This window comes from Pseudomonas sp. JQ36 (assembly GCF_053851495.1).
In genome coordinates this window covers 3,882,133-3,902,482 of sequence record NZ_CM132642.1, presented here as the reverse complement: position 1 = coordinate 3,902,482, position 20,350 = coordinate 3,882,133, and the positions used below count along the sequence as shown (strand labels likewise).

The 20,350-nt window shown below is 59.6% G+C and carries 20 protein-coding genes; 14 read left to right on the top strand and 6 right to left on the bottom strand.

Annotated elements, in window-relative coordinates:
- Window positions 1-61: 61 nt before the first annotated feature.
- Window positions 62-550, bottom strand: coding sequence for a DUF3015 domain-containing protein (locus tag ACS4NR_RS17565; RefSeq protein WP_007909797.1), 489 nt, complete (start codon window positions 548-550; stop codon window positions 62-64).
- 277 nt (window positions 551-827) lie between these two features.
- Between ACS4NR_RS17565 and ACS4NR_RS17560 the strand changes: the two genes are divergently transcribed.
- Together ACS4NR_RS17560 and ACS4NR_RS17555 are read left to right on the top strand one after the other, a co-directional pair.
- Window positions 828-3,266: a Lon protease family protein gene (locus ACS4NR_RS17560; RefSeq protein WP_095139294.1), complete on the top strand. Its 2,439-nt coding sequence runs from the start codon at window positions 828-830 to the stop codon at window positions 3,264-3,266.
- Between the two features lie 311 nt (window positions 3,267-3,577).
- Entirely contained in the window at window positions 3,578-3,907 is a 330-nt protein-coding gene (locus ACS4NR_RS17555; protein ID WP_095139295.1) for a PA4575 family protein, read from the top strand.
- A 6-nt stretch (window positions 3,908-3,913) separates the two neighbouring features.
- Here ACS4NR_RS17555 and ACS4NR_RS17550 read toward each other — a convergent pair whose 3' ends face one another.
- A complete protein-coding gene (locus ACS4NR_RS17550) occupies window positions 3,914-5,746 on the bottom strand; it encodes a hypothetical protein (RefSeq protein WP_456017957.1) in 1,833 nt (610 codons plus the stop codon).
- Between the two features lie 174 nt (window positions 5,747-5,920).
- Here ACS4NR_RS17550 and ACS4NR_RS17545 point away from each other — a divergent pair, with 174 nt between their 5' ends.
- The 3 genes from ACS4NR_RS17545 (at window position 5,921) to ACS4NR_RS17535 (ending at window position 7,590) form a co-directional block, all read left to right on the top strand.
- A complete protein-coding gene (locus tag ACS4NR_RS17545; RefSeq protein ID WP_007950967.1) occupies window positions 5,921-6,409 on the top strand; it encodes a TIGR00645 family protein in 489 nt (162 codons plus the stop codon).
- Between the two features lie 135 nt (window positions 6,410-6,544).
- Window positions 6,545-6,850 carry a DUF6482 family protein gene (locus ACS4NR_RS17540; protein ID WP_115986773.1) on the top strand — a complete coding sequence of 102 codons (306 nt, stop codon included), beginning with the start codon at window positions 6,545-6,547 and terminating at the stop codon, window positions 6,848-6,850.
- Between the two features lie 122 nt (window positions 6,851-6,972).
- Window positions 6,973-7,590: an FKBP-type peptidyl-prolyl cis-trans isomerase gene (locus tag ACS4NR_RS17535; protein WP_003228367.1), complete on the top strand. Its 618-nt coding sequence runs from the start codon at window positions 6,973-6,975 to the stop codon at window positions 7,588-7,590.
- Window positions 7,591-7,727: 137 nt separating this feature from the next.
- Here the strand turns inward: ACS4NR_RS17535 and ACS4NR_RS17530 are convergent, their stop codons facing one another.
- The 3 genes from ACS4NR_RS17530 to ACS4NR_RS17520 form a co-directional block, all read right to left on the bottom strand.
- The gene (locus ACS4NR_RS17530; protein ID WP_003228365.1) at window positions 7,728-7,985 is read right to left on the bottom strand and encodes a PA4570 family protein; all 258 of its coding nucleotides are present in this window, start codon (window positions 7,983-7,985) and stop codon (window positions 7,728-7,730) included.
- 207 nt (window positions 7,986-8,192) lie between these two features.
- The gene (locus tag ACS4NR_RS17525) at window positions 8,193-8,534 is read right to left on the bottom strand and encodes a zinc ribbon domain-containing protein YjdM (protein WP_025108781.1); all 342 of its coding nucleotides are present in this window, start codon (window positions 8,532-8,534) and stop codon (window positions 8,193-8,195) included.
- A 179-nt stretch (window positions 8,535-8,713) separates the two neighbouring features.
- Window positions 8,714-9,682, bottom strand: a complete 969-nt coding sequence (locus ACS4NR_RS17520) for a polyprenyl synthetase family protein (RefSeq protein WP_003228362.1) — start codon at window positions 9,680-9,682, stop codon at window positions 8,714-8,716.
- A gap of 241 nt (window positions 9,683-9,923) precedes the next feature.
- Here ACS4NR_RS17520 and rplU point away from each other — a divergent pair, with 241 nt between their 5' ends.
- The 5 genes from rplU (at window position 9,924) to ACS4NR_RS17495 (ending at window position 13,668) form a co-directional block, all read left to right on the top strand.
- The gene (gene rplU / locus ACS4NR_RS17515) at window positions 9,924-10,235 is read left to right on the top strand and encodes a 50S ribosomal protein L21 (RefSeq protein ID WP_003228361.1); all 312 of its coding nucleotides are present in this window, start codon (window positions 9,924-9,926) and stop codon (window positions 10,233-10,235) included.
- 35 nt (window positions 10,236-10,270) lie between these two features.
- A complete protein-coding gene (gene rpmA / locus ACS4NR_RS17510) occupies window positions 10,271-10,528 on the top strand; it encodes a 50S ribosomal protein L27 (protein WP_003228360.1) in 258 nt (85 codons plus the stop codon).
- A 194-nt stretch (window positions 10,529-10,722) separates the two neighbouring features.
- Window positions 10,723-11,946 (top strand): Obg family GTPase CgtA, encoded by a 1,224-nt coding sequence (cgtA, locus tag ACS4NR_RS17505; protein WP_003228358.1) that lies wholly within the window; start codon window positions 10,723-10,725, stop codon window positions 11,944-11,946.
- Between the two features lie 123 nt (window positions 11,947-12,069).
- Window positions 12,070-13,188 carry a glutamate 5-kinase gene (proB, locus tag ACS4NR_RS17500; RefSeq protein WP_064589259.1) on the top strand — a complete coding sequence of 373 codons (1,119 nt, stop codon included), beginning with the start codon at window positions 12,070-12,072 and terminating at the stop codon, window positions 13,186-13,188.
- Window positions 13,189-13,200: 12 nt separating this feature from the next.
- Entirely contained in the window at window positions 13,201-13,668 is a 468-nt protein-coding gene (locus ACS4NR_RS17495; RefSeq protein ID WP_003228353.1) for a CreA family protein, read from the top strand.
- Window positions 13,669-13,863: 195 nt separating this feature from the next.
- Here ACS4NR_RS17495 and rpsT read toward each other — a convergent pair whose 3' ends face one another.
- Window positions 13,864-14,136 (bottom strand): 30S ribosomal protein S20, encoded by a 273-nt coding sequence (gene rpsT, locus ACS4NR_RS17490; protein WP_003228351.1) that lies wholly within the window; start codon window positions 14,134-14,136, stop codon window positions 13,864-13,866.
- A 252-nt stretch (window positions 14,137-14,388) separates the two neighbouring features.
- Here rpsT and murJ point away from each other — a divergent pair, with 252 nt between their 5' ends.
- From murJ to lspA, 4 genes are all read left to right on the top strand, one after another.
- A complete protein-coding gene (murJ, locus tag ACS4NR_RS17485) occupies window positions 14,389-15,927 on the top strand; it encodes a murein biosynthesis integral membrane protein MurJ (RefSeq protein WP_456017956.1) in 1,539 nt (512 codons plus the stop codon).
- Window positions 15,928-16,056: 129 nt separating this feature from the next.
- The gene (ribF, locus tag ACS4NR_RS17480; protein WP_003228347.1) at window positions 16,057-16,995 is read left to right on the top strand and encodes a bifunctional riboflavin kinase/FAD synthetase; all 939 of its coding nucleotides are present in this window, start codon (window positions 16,057-16,059) and stop codon (window positions 16,993-16,995) included.
- Window positions 16,996-17,008: 13 nt separating this feature from the next.
- Window positions 17,009-19,840, top strand: coding sequence for an isoleucine--tRNA ligase (ileS, locus tag ACS4NR_RS17475; protein WP_253150420.1), 2,832 nt, complete (start codon window positions 17,009-17,011; stop codon window positions 19,838-19,840).
- On the top strand, window positions 19,833-20,345 hold the full coding sequence (gene lspA / locus ACS4NR_RS17470; RefSeq protein WP_007909836.1) for a signal peptidase II: 513 nt from the start codon (window positions 19,833-19,835) through the stop codon (window positions 20,343-20,345). The genes ileS and lspA overlap by 8 nt, the downstream gene beginning before the upstream one ends.
- The last annotated feature ends 5 nt before the right edge of the window (window positions 20,346-20,350 follow it).

Here is a 20,350-nt window from a genome sequence, read left to right as displayed (position 1 = left end):
CAAAAAGGGCGGGCCATAAAAAACAAAACCCGCTTCCCGAAAGAAGCGGGTGGGGTCGAGCTTAAGCCTGAGTTGCGTACTTGGCCAGACGTGGGTCCGACTTCAGCACGGCCAGGGTGTTGGTATGCACGTCTTCTGCGGTCACGTCAGCCTTGCTGAAGATCTGCTGGAAATGCTCGTGAGTGACAGCAGCGAAGTGCGCACGGTCTTCCGGCGCCACGCCCAGTACCACGGCATAGGTCGTCAGCGCTTCGCCGTTGCCCTTGGCCATGTCTTCGGACAGCTCGTTCATCATGCCATTCATGGCGAACCAGGATTTACCGCCGTAGGTCAGCGACGCGTTGGTCGAGCAACCGTTGGTGCCGGAAGTCATACCGAACGTAGCGTTACCGGAGGTGCCGTTAGTGGTGGATGCCAGGAAGTGTGCCGGGGTGCCACGCTGACCTTCGAACAGCATGTTGCCCCAACCGCAATCCGGGCCACCCGGGGCTTGCGCCATGGCGTTGATGGATACAGCGGTGAAGAGAGTACCGAGAAGAATCCGTTTCATAGCTTTGTTCTCTTTATGTGCATACCAATGGACAGGGTTCTGACACCTGACGGTGCCAGTGGGCCAGTATTAGTTCCAGCCGCGCAGTTTGGAGTTTAGGCACGTTCTTGGGGTTCCGTGAGTTTTTACAAAAGATTTGGCGATAACCTCGATTTGCCGGGGGGCGGGGCAGGGTCACCCGGTTGTCTATGCTTTGTCGTGTGGCGCGCCTTGCCAGTGGGGCACGGGCAGCGCCAGAATGCCGCTATCTGCCCCGCCTGATTGTTAAGGAAGCCCGATGCCTGATCCTGTTGCTGCCAGCCTGCGTATAGCGCCTGAAGCGCTGACTCGTCCGTTTTCCGCTGAACAGTTCAGCTTCACTACCACCAATGATCTGGAGCCCTTTCGCGGTGTGCTTGGCCAGGAACGTGCGGTCGAAGCCTTGCAGTTCGGTGTGGCAATGCCACGCCCCGGTTACAACGTCTTCGTCATGGGCGAGCCCGGCACTGGCCGCTTCTCGTTCGTCAAACGCTACCTGAAGGCTGAAGGCAAGCGTCTGCAGACCCCGGCGGACTGGGTCTACGTGAACAATTTCGATGAGCCGCGCGAGCCCCGCGCGCTGGAATTGCCTTCTGGCACGGCGGCTTCGTTCATCGGTGACATCAACGGCCTGATCGATAACCTGCTGGCAACCTTTCCGGCCGTGTTCGAACACCCGTCCTACCAGCAGAAGAAAAGCGCCATCGACCGCGCTTTCAACCAGCGCTACGACAAGGCCCTCGATATCATCGAGCGGCTGGCGCTGGAGAAGGACGTCGCCCTGTACCGCGACAGCAGCAATATCGCTTTCACGCCGATGCTTGAAGGCAAGGCGCTGGATGAAGCGGAATTCGCCCAATTGCCGGAAGCCGAGCGCGAACGGTTTCACGAAGACATCTCCGGCCTCGAAGAGCGTCTGAACGAAGAACTCGCCAGTCTGCCGCAGTGGAAGCGCGAGTCGAACAATCAACTGCGTCAGCTCAACGAAGAAACCATCACCCTGGCCTTGCAGCCACTGCTCTCGCCGTTGTCCGAGAAGTACGCGGAGAACGCTGCAGTCTGCGGTTACCTGCAAGCGATGCAGGTGTACTTGCTGAAAACCGTGGTCGAGCAACTGGTCGACGACAGCAAGACCGACGCCGTGGCGCGCAAGCTGCTGGAAGAACAATACGCGCCGAGCCTGGTGGTCGGTCATCCGGCCAGCGGCGGAGCGCCGGTAGTGTTCGAGCCGCACCCGACTTACGAAAACCTGTTCGGGCGCATCGAGTACACCACCGATCAGGGCGCGCTCTACACCACTTATCGGCAGTTGCGCCCAGGTGCTTTGCATCGGGCCAATGGTGGTTTTCTGATTCTTGAAGCGGAAAAAATGCTCAGCGAGCCGTTCGTGTGGGACGCGCTGAAGCGCGCCCTGCAATCGCGCAAACTGAAAATGGAGTCGCCGCTGGGCGAGATGGGCCGTTTCGCCACCGTGACCCTCAACCCGCAACATATTCCGTTGCAGGTCAAAGTCATCATCATCGGTGCGCGACAGTTGTACTACACGCTGCAGGACCTGGATCCGGACTTCCAGGAGATGTTCCGCGTGCTGGTCGACTTCGACGAAGACATCCCGATGGTCGACGAAAGCCTGGAGCAATTTGCCCAGTTGCTGAAAACCCGCACTTCGGAAGAAGGCATGGCACCGCTGACCGCCGATGCGGTGGCGCGTCTGGCGACCTACAGCGCGCGGCTGGCCGAGCATCAGGGACGTTTGTCGGCGCGGATCGGCGATCTGTTCCAACTGGTCAGCGAGGCGGACTTCATTCGTCATCTGGCCGGTGATGAAATGACTGATGCCGGGCATATCGAGCGCGCATTGAAAGCCAAGGCCACTCGCACCGGTCGTGTGTCGGCGCGGATTCTCGACGACATGCTCGCCGGGATCATCCTGATCGACACCGACGGCGCCGCGGTCGGCAAGTGCAACGGGCTGACCGTGCTCGAGGTCGGTGATTCGGCGTTCGGTGTGCCGGCGCGGATTTCCGCCACGGTGTACCCGGGCGGCAGCGGCATTGTCGACATCGAGCGCGAGGTCAACCTCGGCCAGCCAATCCACTCCAAGGGCGTGATGATTCTCACCGGGTATCTGGGCAGCCGTTACGCTCAGGAATTTCCGCTGGCGATTTCCGCGAGCATCGCGCTGGAGCAATCCTACGGTTACGTTGATGGCGACAGTGCGTCGCTGGGCGAGGCTTGCACGCTGATTTCGGCGCTGTCGAAAACCCCGCTCAAGCAGTGCTTTGCGATCACCGGCTCGATCAACCAGTTCGGCGAAGTGCAGGCGGTCGGCGGGGTCAACGAGAAGATCGAAGGCTTCTTCCGTCTCTGCGAAGCACGCGGGCTGACGGGTGAACAGGGCGCGATCATTCCGCAGGCCAACGTCGCCACGCTGATGCTCGACGAGAAGGTGCTGGCGGCGGTGCGCGCCGGGCAGTTCCACGTGTACGCGGTGCGGCAGGCTGACGAAGCGCTCAGCCTGCTGGTCGGCGAGCCGGCCGGTGAGCCGGATGCTGACGGTCAGTTCCCCGAGGGCAGCGTCAACGCGCGCGTGGTCGAGCGTCTGCGGGTGATTGCCGAGATGATCAGCGAAGACGATCTGAAAGAGGCCGAGAAGGAGTTGGCGCAGGAGGCGTTGGTAGAAGCCAAACCTGCGTAAGCCTCAACGCGGTCAAACTGTAGGAGTGAGCCTGCTCGCGATAGCGGAGTGTCAGTCAACGAATGATTGCTCTGACATACCGCTATCGCGAGCAGGCTCACTCCTACATTTGTTTTTTGGTGTAACTCAGGGAAAAGTGCCACTACTCTGGCGTCAGAATTCACACAATGACCATTCGGCGCCTTCTGGTTCTATCCGGCTTGCGCGGCGGACTTTTCTTCTATTCTCAGCTCAAGGACATCGACAGTATCACTGGATCGAAACAGCCTTCGCGTGAAGGCTGAATACAGGCTTTACCGAGGGTCGCCGCCATGTCGCGCAACCTCTGCCTCACCCGTCAGTGCCTGGGTCTTGTGACCCGCATCGAATGCGCCGTCAAACCGCTGGCCGGCGATAACGGCATGTGGACATTGCTCTTCGCCGCCGGCATGGCCGGTGAACAACCTTCCGCCATCAAGGCCCAAGGCCCGTTTCACGGGCCGGTCGCCGCCGAGTCTATTCTCGACACCATTGTGGAAAGCCTGACGATGCACGGTTACGAGCTGGCCGACGATCCACAGATCTGGAGCCTGCACCTGCAGGCACAGCTGCGCCAGATCAACGGCGGACGCGGGCGTACGGTTGGCTTGTTCGACCACTAGGCGCAATCACGGTGCAGTGTCGGGCACCTGCGCCTTGTCGAGCTTGACCTCAAAGCCGTATTGCACGGTATTGAGTTCGGTTCGCTGATAGGTCTCCACCTGCGTTGGACGGCCATAGAAGTAATGCACGCCGAATAGCGCCGGGCCTTCTGCACTCGCGTCATGACTGACTGAGAGAATCTGTTTCAGGTAGTTGCCGCTGTCGTCCTTGACGAAGAATCGCCAGGCGTTGGCCGGGAATCGTTTCAGATCCACCACCAGCATGTTGTTCTTGATCTCCAGGCCTTTGGGCAGCGACTTGGCGTCGTAGGTTTGCTTGTCGATGGTCGCGAGAAACAGCGGCATCGACCCCACGGCAATCGCCGGGGTTTCCGGGAACAGGTTCAAATCGTACGTGATGGTCGCTTGCAGCGGATCGACCTGATAGGCCTCGGGTGGCAGTTCGATCGGCTCATCGAGTTTGCCGCTGCGTTTCTCGGTGAAGAACGTCACCGGGCTTTCTCCCGGGTTGAAGTCATCACCGAGCAGCTCATCGTTGAAGGTTCGCCGGTGGGAGAACTCGATGCGTGCGGCGCTGGGCTCTTCCACGGACTGATGGATGCGAATGCCGGCCTTCAGCTCCTCCTCGGTCAGGCTCGCGCCTTTGAGCCAGTTCGGCGCCATATCGTCATACACCACCACCGCCGGGTCCAGCGGCTGGATGGTTTTGTCCGTGGTGTGCTGACTGAAGGTACGCACCGGCAGATCCAGCGCCTTGCGGGTTACGGTTGCCGATGAGAAATCCAGCACGCTGACTTCCAGGGTGTCGATTGGGCCGTTGAAGTAGACCTTGTTGTAGCGGCGTGGATGTTGCTGCTCGAAGGCGTGCTGTTCCTCCTCCAGTTGTTTTTCCAGCGCCTCGCTCCAGGTTTTCTGCTGTTGCAGATGCGCCAGTTGTTTCTCGTAGAAAGCCACTTGTGCCGGGCTCTCATTGATCGAACCGGCGCGCACCAGATAGTGCCCGGTGGTGTCGCGGGCCTGAACGATCAACGGATTGAGCTGCGCGCCTTCAACCTCGGGTGCCAGTGGCAGGCTGTTGCTGAACTCGACTTCGGCGTAGTTCTTTTCCAGCTTCAGCAGAGTGACGCTGAGGTTGTCATCGGTGCGGGTCTGGCCGACGTCCTTCTGGCTCAGGTTGAAGCTGAACAAGCGGCGCGGGGTAATGACTTCGACTTTGCCCTGCAGGCTCACCGGTTGCGGCTGAGTCTTCTTGTCCACGTTCAGGCCTTCGATGAACGGGTAGGTCACGGTCAGGTCATCGGGGTTGGTGACATTGGAGCTGGACGGGCTCAACTGAATGCCGGGATCGGTTTCCGACCACTCCGGCTGATAGGCAATCACGCGCTTGTTGCTCAGGGTCACTGACTGCCATTCCACGCCATGCGGGAACAGAAAGCCGCCGGGAATGTTCAGGTTGAACGGGAACACCGGTTGCAGGTCGGTGAGGTAGTCGGAGCTGGCGTCCTTGTGCAGCACGAACAGGCCGTTGATGAAAGTGTCGACCAGCGCCTGCGGCGAAGGGTAGTGCTTGAGGATGCCGAGGGCGTCTTCACCGTAGACGGTTTTCAGCGGGGTGCTGTCGAGCTTGAGCTGCGCGCGTTCAAGCAGTAGCAGCGAACCACCGAGTTCGGTCACGGCGTCCTTGAGTTTCGGGTCGGCGATGGCGTCGAGTGAAATTTCGAAGGTTGCCGTCTTTGCTTCGAGGCTGACCGAGGGTTTTTTCTCTTCGCCGGGCGAGCAGCCGACCAGCAGCAGAGCGAGGCAAATTCCGGTAGTCGTCAACGGCAATCGCACATGCATTTCCAGTCGTCCTGTCCACTTTCGCTAGGCGGTCAATGGTTTGGACAGTAGCAGAAATAAAATCACCTACACACGCAGGTTGCGGTGATTGGAGGTGCGAGCCGGGCGGTTTCTGGCTGTCACGGGCGGCTGGTATACTCGCCACCGATTTCAATCCTTATTGTGTGAGAGTCAATGGAACGCTTTATCGAAAATGCAATGTACGCCACGCGCTGGCTGCTGGCGCCGATCTATATCGGGCTGTCCCTCGGGCTGCTGGCGCTGGCATTGAAATTCTTCCAGGAAGTGTTTCATGTCATTCCCAACGTGTTCTCCATGGCCGAGTCCGAGCTGATTCTGGTGCTGCTGTCGCTGATCGACATGGCGCTGGTGGGCGGCCTGTTGGTGATGGTGATGATTTCCGGCTACGAGAACTTCGTGTCCGAGCTGAACATCGACGAAGGCAAAGAGAAGCTCAGCTGGCTGGGCACCATGGACTCCTCGTCGCTGAAAATGAAAGTGGCGGCGTCGATCGTGGCGATTTCCTCGATTCACCTGCTGCGGATCTTCATGGATGCCAAGAACGTCGATCCCGAGCACCTGATGTGGTACGTGATCATCCACATGACCTTCGTGATTTCGGCGTTCGCGATGGGTTACCTGGACAAGCTCACCAAGCACTGATCATTGATTGATCGCTGCAAAAACACCGCCCGTCTGTTGCGAAACAGACGGGCGGTGTCGTTTGTGGCTTGTGCTTTGGTGCGCGCGGGCATATCCCTGTAGAGGTCCTGGCTCGCCACTGCACGAGGTGTGTTCATGAACCTGCAAGAGTTGAATGCGTTTGCCATCGCCAGAAAGGTCGATGAGCTGAACCTGATCTCCATGGAGGGCGGGATTTATCTGCTTGAGGCCCGGATGCACGGGGCGGCGTATCCGTTGAGTGATTTCAAGGGCGAGATGCTGCAGCTGCGCTCAGTGGAGCATGCCCGGGATTTGCTGCATAACTTTCCGGTGCTGCCGTTCAACCTTGTGCACACCTCGGTGCACGACGAGATGTGCGGCCTGGGCGGCAGCGTCGATGAAAGCCTGAAAGTGCCGCTGGCCTGGCGTTCAGCCCTGTAGGCCTTGCGCCCCATCGCTGGGCATCTGTGCTAGTCTGCTCGCCCTTTTAGGTTCCGGGCGCGCCGGGACGCGCTGTGCACGCACGGCAAGTCTGATGGCCGTCCGCACAGCGGAGCAGTGTCATGTCCGAAGTAAATCTGTCCACCGACGAAACCCGCGTCAGCTACGGTATCGGCCGTCAGCTGGGTGACCAGCTGCGCGACAACCCGCCACCGGGTGTCAGCCTGGACGCCATCCTGGCCGGTCTGACCGACGCATTCGCCGGCAAGCCAAGCCGTGTCGATCAGGAAGCCATGTCCGCCAGCTTCAAGGTTATCCGCGAGATCATGCAAGCCGAAGCCGCCGCCAAAGCTGAAGCGGCTGCCGGTGAAGGCCGTGCTTTCCTGGCTGAAAACGCCAAGAAAGAAGGCATCACCACCCTGGCTTCCGGCCTGCAATTCGAAGTGCTGACCCAGGGCGAAGGCGCCAAGCCATCCCGTGAAGACACCGTGCGTACTCACTACCACGGCATGCTGATCGACGGCACTGTGTTCGACAGCTCCTACGATCGTGGCCAGCCAGCAGAATTCCCGGTGGGCGGCGTGATCGCCGGCTGGACCGAAGCCCTGCAACTGATGAACGCCGGCAGCAAATGGCGCCTGTACGTGCCGAGCGAACTGGCTTACGGCGCTCAAGGCGTTGGCAGCATCCCGCCGCACAGCGTTCTGGTATTCGACGTCGAGCTGCTGGACGTTCTGTAATTCCAGGCCTGCCCTAGTGGCAGGTCAATAATGTGGGAGCGGGCTTGCTCGCGAAGGCGTCTTTTCAGTCAACCAATGCGTTGCCTGACACAGCGCTTTCGCCAGCAGGCTGGCTCCCACAGTTTTTACCGCGCTACTCATATTTCGATCTTGTGATGCAGCTCATTGGTCGGGCGCAAGGCCCGGGCATAGCAGAACAGGAATAGATTGCGCACCAGTTCCTTGAGCACCAGCGGTTCGCTGGAATTCAGGCTGCTGACGTCCAGATCACCCTGATCCTGCAGCTCATGCAAGGCTTCTTCTTCCAGTACCGCACAGACTTCGCCGGTTTCCCGATGCAGGATCCTGAGGTACGGGTGTGGGCGATCCAGCCAGGCGTCGATCAAATAAGTCATGGGTCTCATCTCCTTGAAAGGTTTCAATGAGAATAATTCTTATTCGTCAAATAGCAAGTGCCTATTGGCGGAATGCGATTTTTTCCGGGTAAAGATTGCGTAAGGTCAAAACGGCTGGCGTCTGGCTATTACGCGAGAATGCGCGAGGGGAAAGCGGGGAGGGCGTAGCACCATCCCGCGTCGGGCGCGGGATGGCTGACAGCAGGATCAGACCTTTCTGACGAACTCGGACTTGAGCTTCATCGGGCCGATGCCGTCGATCTTGCAGTCGATGTCGTGGTCGCCGTCGCACAGGCGGATGTTCTTGACCTTGGTACCGACCTTGACCACCAGCGAGGTGCCCTTGACCTTCAGGTCCTTGATCACGGTGATGGTGTCGCCGTCCTGCAGCACGTTGCCGACCGAGTCTTTCTTCACGGCATCATCGGATGCCACTTCAGCTTCGCCGCTGGCCGACCACTCGTGGGCGCACTCAGGGCAGATCAGTTGGGCACCGTCTTCGTAGGTGTATTCGGAATTGCATTTCGGGCAGGGTGGCAACGTGCTCACTAAGGCTCCTTGGAGGGGATCGCTAAAAGTCGCACATTGTATAGGGTTTTACGCGCAGGAGGGCATAGCGCAGAAACAACTGTGGGAGCGGGCTTGCTCGCGAATGCGGTATGTCATTGAACATTAATGTTGAATGACAGGTTGCTTTCGCGAGCAAGCCCGCTCCCACAGAAGGCAGATCAGTGCGTGCGGGCGACCGCAAACTCGCTCAGTTCCACCAGTGCATCGCGGTATTCGCTGGCCGGCAGCGCGTCGAGGCACTTGATCGCACGGGCCACATAGTCGCGGGCCAGTTGTGCGGTGTATTCCAGCGAACCCGAGGCTTCCACGGCGATGCGGATGCTTTCGAGATCTTCAATCCCGCCTTTTTGGATCGCCTGGCGCACCAGGGCAGCCTGCTCCGGCGTGCCTTCACGCATGGTGTAGATCAGCGGCAGGGTTGGCTTGCCTTCGGCCAGATCGTCACCGACGTTCTTGCCCAGGGTCTCGGCGTCGCCCTTGTAGTCGAGCAGGTCGTCGACCAGCTGGAACGCCACGCCGAGGTGATCACCGAAGGTGCGCAGGGCTTCGCTCTGCTCGGCGGTGGCACCGGCCAGTGCGGCGGCGCTGTGGGTCGAGGCTTCGAAGAGCATCGCGGTCTTGCCGCGGATGACTTCCATGTAGGTTTCTTCGGTGGTGCTGGCGTCACGTACCTTGGACAGCTGCAACACTTCGCCTTCGGCGATGATGCGCGTGGCCTGGGACAGGATCTTCATTACCGGCATCGAACCCAGTTCTACCATCATTTCGAACGAGCGCGAGTACAGGAAATCACCGACCAGCACGCTCGGGGCGTTGCCCCACATGGCGTTGGCGGTCGAGCGGCCACGGCGCATGCCGGACATGTCGACCACGTCGTCATGCAACAGGGTCGCGGTGTGCAGGAACTCGATGGTGGCGGCCAGCAGGCGCATGTCGTCGCCTTCGCGACCCAGGGCCTTGCCGCACAGCAGCACCAATAAAGGACGCAGGCGTTTGCCGCCGGCCGAGGTGATGTAATCGCCGATTTTCGATACCAGCGGCACTCGGGAAGTCAGCTGCTTCTTGATGATGCCGTCGACGGCGTTAAAATCGTCCGCCACCGCGCGGTAGAAAGCTTGGGGTTGCATCAGCGACAGTTGCTCCAGAAGGGTTGCGCGGCATGCTAGGACCCCCACCGGGGCCTGTCAAGGCGCGATGGACGGCCTCTTGCGTGACTCTCGCGGCTTGCGTACAATCGCGCACCCTGAACTTCCTGGGCAGCACCTGCCTTACGCAATTGCACTTGGGCCGTTCCAGCCCCATGCAGCCATGCCAGCCAATACCTCTTCTTATAAAGAGCTGGGTGAGCAGGATTATCGGAGAAATACCATGTACGCAGTAATCGTTACCGGCGGTAAGCAATACAAGGTCGCTGAAGGTGAATACCTGAAGATCGAAAAACTGGAAGTCGCTACTGGCGAATCCGTGACTTTTGACCGCGTTCTGCTGGTCGCCAATGGCGACGACGTGAACATCGGCGCACCTGTTGTTGCTGGCGCAACCGTCAAGGCTGAAGTGATCTCCCAAGGTCGTCACGATAAAGTCCGCATCATCAAGTTCCGTCGCCGTAAGCACCACATGAAGCGTATGGGCCACCGCCAGTGGTTCACCGAGATCAAAATCACCGGTATTCAGGCTTAATTACAGCCTAATTCCTCACTAGGAGAATTGAACTCATGGCACACAAAAAAGCTGGTGGTAGTACCCGTAACGGTCGCGACTCAGAAGCCAAACGCCTTGGCGTGAAGATGTATGGCGGCCAGGTCATCAAGGCCGGCAACATCATCGTGCGTCAGCGCGGCACCCAGTTCCACGCTGGCTACGGCGTTGGCATGGGTAAGGATCACACCCTCTTCGCGAAAATCGAAGGCGTGATCAAGTTTGAAGTAAAAGGCGCCTTCGGTCGTCGTTACGTGAGCGTTGTCGCGGCTTAATCGCGAGATCGCTGGAAGAGCCCTGTCTTGCGACGGGGCTTTTTCGTTTGTGGGGTGAGTCTCTTGCAAAACTGTTTGTATGGGCTGTCGGCGTGCGATGCAGGTCGTGGTTTGGGGTCGCTGCGCTCATTTTTGCAAGAGTCTTATGTCTTGATTGTTTTTCGGCTCGTCCGTATGGCGAGAGGCGTTGAGTTATGAAGTTTGTAGACGAAGTATCGATCCGCGTAAAAGCTGGCGACGGCGGCAATGGCTGCATGAGTTTCCGTCGGGAAAAATTCATTGAAAACGGCGGCCCGAACGGCGGTGACGGCGGTGACGGCGGTTCCATCTACATGATGGCCGACGAAAACCTCAACACCCTGGTCGACTACCGTTACACCCGGCACTTCGATGCCGAGCGTGGCTCCAACGGCGGCAGCACCGATTGCACCGGCAAGAAGGGTGAAGACCTGATCCTGCGTGTGCCGGTCGGTACCACCGTGATCGACTCGGCCACCCAGGAAGTGATTGGCGACCTGACCAAGGCCGGCCAGAAGCTGATGGTGGTGCAGGGCGGCTGGCACGGTCTGGGCAACACCCGTTTCAAATCCAGTACCAACCGTGCGCCGCGCCAGACCACTCCGGGTAAACCGGGTGAGCAGCGTGACCTGAAACTGGAAATGAAAGTACTGGCTGACGTTGGTCTGCTGGGCTTGCCGAACGCCGGTAAAAGTACCTTTATCCGTTCGGTATCGGCCGCCAAGCCGAAAGTTGCCGACTACCCGTTCACCACGCTGGTGCCGAACCTGGGTGTGGTCAGCGTCGACCGCTGGAAAAGCTTCGTCATCGCCGACATTCCGGGTCTGATCGAGGGCGCTTCCGACGGTGCCGGCCTGGGCATTCGCTTCCTCAAGCACCTGGCGCGTACGCGTCTGTTGCTGCACCTCGTCGACATGGCGCCGCTGGATGACACCAGCGCACCGGACGCGGCTGAAGTGATCGTCAACGAGCTGGTCAAGTTCAGTCCGTCGCTGGCCGAGCGTGATCGCTGGCTGGTGCTGAACAAGTGCGACCAGATCCTTGAAGAAGAGCACGAAGAGCGCGTCAAGGAAATCGTTGATCGCTTGCAGTGGGAAGGTCCGGTCTACGTGATCTCGGCCATCGCCAAAGAAGGCACTGAGCGTCTGACGCGTGACATCATGCGTTATCTGGAAGATCGTGCCGATCGCCTGGCTAACGACCCTGCGTACAAGGAAGAGCTGGCCGATCTCGATCAGCGCATCGAAGATGAAGCCCGTGCCCAGTTGCAGGCGCTGGATGACAAGCGTGCCCTGCGTCGCAGCGGCGTGAAGTCGGTCCACGACATCGGCGACGATGACTGGGACGAAGAAGATGTGGATGATGAAGACGGTCCGGAAATCATTTACGTGCGCGACTGATTCGTTGCAGTAAACTTAAGCGCCGCTCAATCGAGCGGCGTTTTAGTATCTGGAAATCGCAAGTCACAAATAACGTCATGGGCGGCGCTGGGTCGCGCTGTCCTCAAGCTAAGGTTGAAGATGATGCGGAGCAAAGTGACAGGTGCGCAGCGTTGGGTCGTGAAGATCGGCAGCGCTTTGCTGACGGCGGACGGCAAGGGGCTGGATCGCAAGGCAATGGGTGTCTGGGTCGAGCAGATGGTCGCCCTGCATGAGGCGGGGGTCGAGCTGGTGCTGGTTTCCTCCGGTGCCGTGGCTGCCGGCATGAGTCGCCTGGGCTGGACCGCACGACCCAGTGCGATGCACGAACTCCAGGCTGCCGCGGCAATCGGTCAGATGGGCTTGGTGCAGGCCTGGGAATCGAGCTTTGCCGAGCATGGCCGGCATACCGCGCAGATTCTCCTGACTCACGATGACCTGTCCGACCGCAAGCGCTACCTCAACGCCCGTAGCACTCTGCGTGCACTGGTGGAGCTGAAAGTCATCCCGGTGATCAACGAAAACGACACCGTGGTCACCGACGAAATCCGTTTCGGTGACAACGACACGCTGGCGGCGCTGGTGGCCAACCTGGTCGAGGCCGATCTGCTGGTGATCCTCACCGATCGCGATGGCATGTTCGATGCCGATCCGCGCAACAACCCTGATGCGCAACTGATTTACGAAGCGCGCGCCGATGATCCGACCCTGGATGCGGTGGCGGGCGGTACCGGTGGCGCGTTGGGGCGTGGCGGCATGCAGACCAAGCTGCGTGCGGCGCGTCTGGCGGCGCGTTCCGGGGCGCACACGATCATCGTTGGTGGGCGTCTGGAGCGAGTGCTCGATCGCCTGAAGGCTGGCGAGCGCATCGGTACGCTGCTGTCGCCTGAGCGCGGCATGCTCGCGGCGCGCAAGCAGTGGCTGGCCGGGCATCTGCAGACTCGCGGCACACTGGTGCTGGACGAGGGGGCGGTGTCGGCATTGTCGCAAGGTAACAAGAGCCTGCTGCCGGTCGGCGTGAAACTGGTCCAAGGCAGTTTCCGCCGTGGCGAAATGGTGGTCTGCGTGGCGCCGGACGGTCGTGAGATTGCCCGTGGCCTGGCCAACTACAGTGCGCTTGAAGCGCAAAAAATCATTGGTCAGTCGTCAGATGCAATTGTCGGCGTGCTGGGCTACATGGCTGAGCCGGAACTGGTTCATCGTGACAATCTGATTCTGGTCTAAGGGAAAATACGCATGCGCATGGCAAAAGGATTGTTGGGTCTGCTGATGGCGCTGCCATTGCTGGCCTCGGCCGAGGAAATCGGTCAGGTGTCGACGGTGTTCAAGTTCGTCGGCCCGAATGACCGGATCGTGGTCGAGGCTTTCGATGATCCGAAGGTCGACGGCGTGACCTGCTATCTGTCTCGCGCCAAGACGGGTGGGGTGAAGGGTGGCCTGGGTCTGGCCGAGGATCGTGCCGAGGCGTCGATTGCCTGTCGTCAGGTCGGTCCGATCAAGTTCAAGGGCGAACTGAAGGATGGCGACGAGGTGTTCAAGGAGCGCACGTCGCTGGTGTTCAAGACCATGCAGGTGGTGCGTTTCCTCGACAAGAAGCGCAATACGCTGGTGTACCTGGTCTACAGCGATCGCGTGATCGAGGGTAGCCCGCAGAATGCGGTGACTGCGATCCCGATCGTGCCGTGGGTTCCGGTCCAGCAATAACACCGCGGAAACAACTGTAGGAGTGAGCCTGCTCGCGATGGTGTTGTATCAGTCAATATATGCATCGACTGAAACAACGCCATCGTCGGAGCGCCGCCCGGAGCAGGCTCACTCCTACATTTTTTTGTACTGGATTTACTAAATCGCAGGCAATAAAAAACCGACCCTAAGGTCGGTTTTTAATGACTACGTCGATTAAGCAGCTTCTTTCAGTGCTTTGACGTGGCCATTCAGACGGCTCTTATGACGAGCAGCCTTGTTCTTGTGGATGATGCCTTTATCGGCCATACGGTCGATAACTGGCACAGCCAGAACGTATGCAGCTTGAGCTTTTTCAGCGTCTTTTGCGTCGATGGCCTTAACTACATTCTTGATGTAGGTACGAACCATGGAACGCAGGCTGGCGTTGTGGCTGCGACGCTTCTCAGCCTGTTTTGCACGTTTTTTGGCGGAAGGTGAGTTGGCCACCGTCGAGCTCCTCGAAAGACTTTTTAGGAAATAGCAAACAAAATAGGCCGCGAATCATGCCGATGAAGAGAAGTCTTGTCAAGGGCGCTTGAAACGTTCCGCTAAGTGGTAGGTGTAAAGAGGCGGGATATTTATTTCCGGCGCTTGACCTGTAAACTCGCGAGCTTTGGCTCTGTGCTGTTGCGGCGCAGAGTATCGCACAAGTAGGCGCATTGTTCGCCTGCTGTTTATCGACAGGCACACATTCCCTCAATGAATCTGCTCAAATCGTTGGCCGCCGTCAGCTCTATCACCATGCTTTCCCGGATTCTCGGGTTCGTCCGTGACACGCTCATCGCTCGCACGTTCGGCGCCGGAATGGCCACGGACGCCTTCTTCATTGCCTTCAAATTGCCCAACCTGCTGCGGCGAATCTTCGCCGAGGGCGCGTTCTCGCAGGCCTTCGTGCCGATTCTGGCGGAGTACAAAAGTCAGCAGGGTGAAGAGGCGACCCGTACCTTTGTTGCTTATGTCTCGGGCCTGCTGACGCTGGTGCTGGCACTGGTCACCGCGCTGGGCATGATCGCTGCGCCATGGGTGATCTGGGCCACAGCGCCGGGGTTTGCCGATACGCCGGAAAAATTCCAGCTCACTTCCGATCTGTTGCGGGTGACGTTTCCTTATATATTGCTGATCTCCCTGTCCTCGCTGGCCGGGGCGATCCTCAATACCTGGAACCGCTTTTCGGTGCCGGCGTTCGTGCCGACTCTGCTTAACGTCAGCATGATCGTGTTCTCGCTGTTCCTGACGCCGTATTTCGATCCACCGGTGATGGCCCTCGGCTGGGCTGTGCTGGTGGGTGGTCTGGCGCAGTTGCTCTACCAACTGCCGCACCTGAAAAAGATCGGCATGCTGGTGCTGCCGCGCCTGAATCTGCGCGATAGCGGCGTGTGGCGGGTGATGAAGCAGATGCTGCCGGCGATCCTCGGCGTTTCGGTCAGCCAGATTTCGCTGATCATCAACACCATTTTTGCCTCGTTTCTGGTCGCCGGCTCGGTGTCGTGGATGTATTACGCCGACCGATTGATGGAATTGCCGTCCGGCGTGCTCGGTGTAGCGCTGGGCACCATTTTGCTGCCGACGCTGGCCAAGACTTACGCGAGCAAGGATCGCCACGAATACTCGCGGATCCTCGACTGGGGCCTGCGCCTGTGTTTCATATTGGTGCTGCCGTGTGCATTGGCACTGGGGATTCTCGCCGAGCCACTGACTGTTTCGTTGTTTCAGTACGGTCAGTTCAGCGCCTTTGATGCGTCCATGACCCAGCGCGCACTGATTGCTTACTCTGTCGGTCTGCTGGGGATTATCGTGATCAAGGTGCTGGCGCCGGGCTTTTATGCGCAGCAGAACATCCGCACTCCGGTGAAAATCGCAATCTTCACACTGGTGTGCACGCAGCTGTTCAACCTGATGCTGATCGGCCCGCTGGCTCATGCCGGCCTGGCGCTGGCGATCAGTGCTGGTGCCTGTCTGAATGCCGGTCTGTTGTTCTATCAACTGCGCAAGCAAAAGATGTATCAGCCGCAACCAGGGTGGTACACGTTTGGCTTCAAGCTGGTGGTGGCGGTGGCGGTGATGTCGGCGGTATTGCTGCTGGGCATGCATTTCATGCCGGCCTGGGATCAGGGGCACATGCTGGAGCGCTTCCTGCGTCTGGGGGCATTGGTGGTTGCTGGTGTGGTGGCGTATTTCGGTATGTTGCTGCTGCTCGGTTTCCGCCTGCGCGACTTCAATCGCAAGGCTTTGAGCTGAGGTTTCAGCCTTTATAACCGGGCACGGGCCGGCAGTTTTGTCGGCTCGATCACTTTGCGTTACGGTGTTGCCTGTCGTCGACCGTCGGGTGTGGTTATAATCGACCACTTTATGAGCAAGAAGCGCGTTATGCAGCTGGTTCGAGGCCTCCACAACTTGCGCCCCCAGCATCGGGGCTGCGTCGCCACTATTGGCAACTTTGACGGTGTTCACCGTGGTCACCAGGCTATCCTGGCCCGACTGCGTGAGCGTGCGCTTGAGTTGGGCGTACCCAGCTGCGTGGTGATTTTCGAGCCGCAGCCACGGGAATTCTTTGCCCCGGAGACCGCGCCGGCGCGCTTGGCTCGCTTGCGCGACAAGCTGCAGCTGCTGGCCGCCGAAGGCGTTGACCGGGTGTTGTGCCTGGCATTCAACCAGCGCCTGAGCAAGCTCAGTGCCAGTGAGTTCGTCGATACCATTTTGGTGGACGGCCTCGGCGTGCAGCATCTGGAAGTCGGCGACGATTTCCGCTTTGGCTGCGATCGCCTCGGCGATTTCGATTTTCTGCTGCAGGCCGGCCAGGTTCACGGTTTTACCGTGGAAGCCGCACAAACCGTCGAGCTGGACGGCATTCGCGTCAGCAGCACCCAGGTGCGCAACGCGTTGGCCGCCGCCGATTTTGCCTTGGCCGAACGCTTGCTCGGCCGCCCGTACCGGATTGCCGGTCGCGTGCTGCACGGCCAGAAACTGGCCCGGCAACTGGGTACGCCCACTGCCAACATTCAACTCAAGCGTCGTCGCGTACCGTTCACCGGGGTTTACCTGGTAGATGTGGACATCGACGGCAAGACCTGGCCCGGCGTCGCCAATATTGGCGTGCGGCCTACGGTCCAAGGTGACGGTAAAGCCCACCTTGAAGTTCATCTATTGGATTTTGCCGGCGATCTGTATGACCGGCGTCTGACGGTGGTTTTCCACCAAAAGCTGCGTGAAGAGCAGCGTTTCGCCTCCCTGGAGGCACTGAAAACGGCGATCAACGCGGATGTCGCCGCCGCCCGTGCACTAGCCGCACCTAGCGCCCATCGCTAATGAAGAGCCTTAAATGACCGACTATAAAGCCACGCTAAACCTTCCGGACACCGCCTTCCCAATGAAGGCCGGCCTGCCACAGCGCGAACCGCAGATCCTGCAGCGCTGGGACAGTATTGGCCTGTACGGAAAGTTGCGCGAGATTGGCAAGGATCGTCCGAAGTTCGTCCTGCACGACGGCCCTCCGTACGCCAACGGCACGATCCACATCGGTCACGCACTGAACAAGATTCTCAAGGACATGATCATCCGCTCGAAGACCCTGTCGGGCTTCGACGCGCCGTATGTTCCGGGCTGGGACTGCCACGGCCTGCCGATCGAGCACAAGGTTGAAGTGACCCACGGCAAGAACCTGGGCGCGGACAAGACCCGCGAGCTGTGCCGTGCCTACGCCACCGAGCAGATCGAAGGGCAGAAGAGCGAATTCATCCGCCTCGGCGTGCTGGGCGACTTCGCCAACCCGTACAAGACCATGGACTTCAAGAACGAGGCCGGTGAAATCCGCGCCCTCGCCGAAATCGTCAAGGGCGGTTTCGTGTTCAAGGGCCTCAAACCTGTGAACTGGTGCTTCGACTGTGGTTCGGCGCTGGCCGAAGCCGAAGTCGAGTACGAGAACAAGAAGTCCTCGACCATCGACGTAGCCTTCCCGATCGCTGACGAGGCCAAACTGGCCGCCGCGTTCGGTCTGCCATCGCTGAGCAAACCCGCTTCGATCGTGATCTGGACCACCACCCCGTGGACCATCCCGGCCAACCAGGCGCTGAACGTCCACCCGGAATTCAATTACGCCCTGGTCGATATCGGCGACAAGCTGCTGGTTCTGGCTGAAGAGCTGGTTGAATCCTGCCTGTCGCGTTACGGCGTTGAAGGTAGCGTACTGGCCACCGCGCCGGGTTCGGCGCTGGAACTGATCAACTTCCGTCACCCGTTCTACGACCGCCTGTCGCCGGTGTACCTGGCCGACTACGTCGAACTGGGCGCCGGCACCGGTGTGGTTCACTCCGCCCCGGCCTACGGTGTGGACGACTTCGTGACCTGCAAGAAGTACGGCATGGTCAACGATGACATCCTCAACCCGGTACAAAGCAACGGCGTGTACGTGCCGTCGCTGGAGTTCTTTGGCGGCCAGTTCATCTGGAAGGCCAACCCGGCCATCGTCGAAAAACTCACCGAAGTCGGTGCGCTGCTGCACACCACCGTCATCGAACACAGCTACATGCATTGCTGGCGCCATAAAACCCCGCTGATCTACCGCGCCACCGCGCAGTGGTTCATCGGCATGGACAAGGAGCCGGTCAGCGGCGACACCCTGCGCGTGCGCTCGCTCAAAGCCATCGAAGACACCAAGTTCGTTCCGGCCTGGGGCCAGGCGCGCCTGCACTCGATGATCGCCAACCGTCCGGACTGGTGCATCTCCCGTCAGCGCAACTGGGGCGTGCCGATCCCGTTCTTCCTGAACAAGGAAAGCGGCGAACTGCACCCACGCACCGTCGAACTGATGGAAGAGGTCGCCAAGCGCGTTGAAGTCGAAGGCATCGAAGCCTGGTTCAAACTCGACGCCGCCGAACTGCTGGGCGACGAAGCGCCGCTGTACGACAAGATCAGCGACACCCTCGACGTCTGGTTCGACTCGGGTACCACGCACTGGCACGTGCTGCGCGGTTCGCACCCGATGGGTCACGAAACCGGCCCGCGCGCCGACCTGTACCTGGAAGGTTCCGACCAGCACCGCGGCTGGTTCCACTCGTCGTTGCTGACCGGTTGCGCCATCGACAACCACGCGCCGTACCGCGAGTTGCTGACCCACGGCTTCACCGTCGATGAGTCCGGCCGCAAGATGTCCAAATCGCTGGGCAACGTGATTGCGCCGCAGAAAGTCAACGACACCCTGGGCGCCGACATCATGCGTCTGTGGGTCGCGTCGACCGACTACTCCGGCGAAATGGCCGTGTCCGAGCAGATCCTGCAGCGCAGCGCGGACGCCTATCGCCGTATCCGTAACACGGCGCGTTTCCTGCTTTCCAACCTGACCGGTTTCAACCCGGCCACCGACCTCCTGCCGGCCGAAGAAATGCTCGCGCTGGATCGCTGGGCGGTGGATCGCACCCTGCTGCTGCAACGCGAGTTGCAAGAGCACTACGGCGAATACCGTTTCTGGAACGTTTACTCGAAGATCCACAACTTCTGCGTGCAGGAGCTGGGTGGTTTCTACCTCGACATCATCAAGGATCGCCAGTACACCACCGGCGCCGACAGCAAGGCCCGTCGCTCGTGCCAGACCGCGCTGTTCCACATCTCCGAAGCGCTGGTACGCTGGATCGCCCCGATCCTCGCGTTCACCGCCGACGAACTGTGGCAATACCTGCCGGGCGAGCGCAACGAATCGGTGATGCTCAACACCTGGTACGAAGGTCTGACCGAGTTGCCGGAAGGCTTCGAGCTGGGTCGCGAGTACTGGGATCGCATCATGGAAGTGAAGGTGGCGGTCAACAAAGAAATGGAAATCCAGCGTGCGGCCAAAGCCGTCGGTGGCAACCTGCAAGCCGAAGTGACGCTGTTCGCCGAAGAAGCGCTGAGCGCCGACCTGGCCAAACTGAGCAACGAACTGCGCTTTGTCCTGATCACTTCGACTGCCAGCGTGGCACCTTTCGTTCAGGCACCTGCGGACGCGGTAGCCACCGAAGTCAGCGGCCTGAAACTGAAGATCGTCAAATCGGCCTTCCCGAAATGCGCGCGTTGCTGGCATTGCCGCGAAGACGTGGGCGTGAACCCGGAGCATCCGGAAATCTGCGGCCGTTGCGTGGACAACATCGATGGCGCAGGCGAGGTTCGTCACTATGCCTAACGCCGTTGGCCGTTTCGGACGGCTGAGCTGGCTCTGGTTGAGCTTGCTGGTTCTGGTCATCGACCAGGCCAGCAAGTTCTACTTCGAAGGCAAGCTCGAAATGTTCCAGCAGATCGTGATCATTCCCGATTACTTCAGCTGGACCCTGGCCTACAACACCGGCGCGGCCTTCAGCTTCCTGGCTGACAGCTCTGGCTGGCAGCGCTGGCTGTTCGCGCTGATCGCGATCGTGGTCAGTGCAGTGCTGGTGGTCTGGCTCAAACGCCTGGGCCGCAACGAAACCTGGCTGGCCGTCGCACTGGCGCTGGTGCTGGGCGGTGCGCTGGGCAATCTGTATGACCGCATTGCCCTGGGCCATGTGATCGACTTCATTCTGGTGCACTGGCAGAACCGCTGGTACTTCCCGGCGTTCAACTTCGCCGACAGCGCCATCACCGTCGGTGCGGTGATGCTGGCACTGGACATGTTCAAATCGAAGAAAACCGGAGAAGCCGTTCATGACTGAACAGG

Coding starts and splice junctions, on each gene's coding strand:
- ACS4NR_RS17565 (WP_007909797.1), bottom strand. CDS start 550: ATGAAACGGATTCTTCTCGGTACTCTCTTCACCGCTGTATCCATCAAC.
- ACS4NR_RS17560 (WP_095139294.1), top strand. CDS start 828: ATGCCTGATCCTGTTGCTGCCAGCCTGCGTATAGCGCCTGAAGCGCTG.
- ACS4NR_RS17555 (WP_095139295.1), top strand. CDS start 3,578: ATGTCGCGCAACCTCTGCCTCACCCGTCAGTGCCTGGGTCTTGTGACC.
- ACS4NR_RS17550 (WP_456017957.1), bottom strand. CDS start 5,746: ATGCATGTGCGATTGCCGTTGACGACTACCGGAATTTGCCTCGCTCTG.
- ACS4NR_RS17545 (WP_007950967.1), top strand. CDS start 5,921: ATGGAACGCTTTATCGAAAATGCAATGTACGCCACGCGCTGGCTGCTG.
- ACS4NR_RS17540 (WP_115986773.1), top strand. CDS start 6,545: ATGAACCTGCAAGAGTTGAATGCGTTTGCCATCGCCAGAAAGGTCGAT.
- ACS4NR_RS17535 (WP_003228367.1), top strand. CDS start 6,973: ATGTCCGAAGTAAATCTGTCCACCGACGAAACCCGCGTCAGCTACGGT.
- ACS4NR_RS17530 (WP_003228365.1), bottom strand. CDS start 7,985: ATGACTTATTTGATCGACGCCTGGCTGGATCGCCCACACCCGTACCTC.
- ACS4NR_RS17520 (WP_003228362.1), bottom strand. CDS start 9,682: ATGCAACCCCAAGCTTTCTACCGCGCGGTGGCGGACGATTTTAACGCC.
- rplU (WP_003228361.1), top strand. CDS start 9,924: ATGTACGCAGTAATCGTTACCGGCGGTAAGCAATACAAGGTCGCTGAA.
- rpmA (WP_003228360.1), top strand. CDS start 10,271: ATGGCACACAAAAAAGCTGGTGGTAGTACCCGTAACGGTCGCGACTCA.
- cgtA (WP_003228358.1), top strand. CDS start 10,723: ATGAAGTTTGTAGACGAAGTATCGATCCGCGTAAAAGCTGGCGACGGC.
- proB (WP_064589259.1), top strand. CDS start 12,070: ATGCGGAGCAAAGTGACAGGTGCGCAGCGTTGGGTCGTGAAGATCGGC.
- ACS4NR_RS17495 (WP_003228353.1), top strand. CDS start 13,201: ATGCGCATGGCAAAAGGATTGTTGGGTCTGCTGATGGCGCTGCCATTG.
- murJ (WP_456017956.1), top strand. CDS start 14,389: ATGAATCTGCTCAAATCGTTGGCCGCCGTCAGCTCTATCACCATGCTT.
- ribF (WP_003228347.1), top strand. CDS start 16,057: ATGCAGCTGGTTCGAGGCCTCCACAACTTGCGCCCCCAGCATCGGGGC.
- ileS (WP_253150420.1), top strand. CDS start 17,009: ATGACCGACTATAAAGCCACGCTAAACCTTCCGGACACCGCCTTCCCA.
- lspA (WP_007909836.1), top strand. CDS start 19,833: ATGCCTAACGCCGTTGGCCGTTTCGGACGGCTGAGCTGGCTCTGGTTG.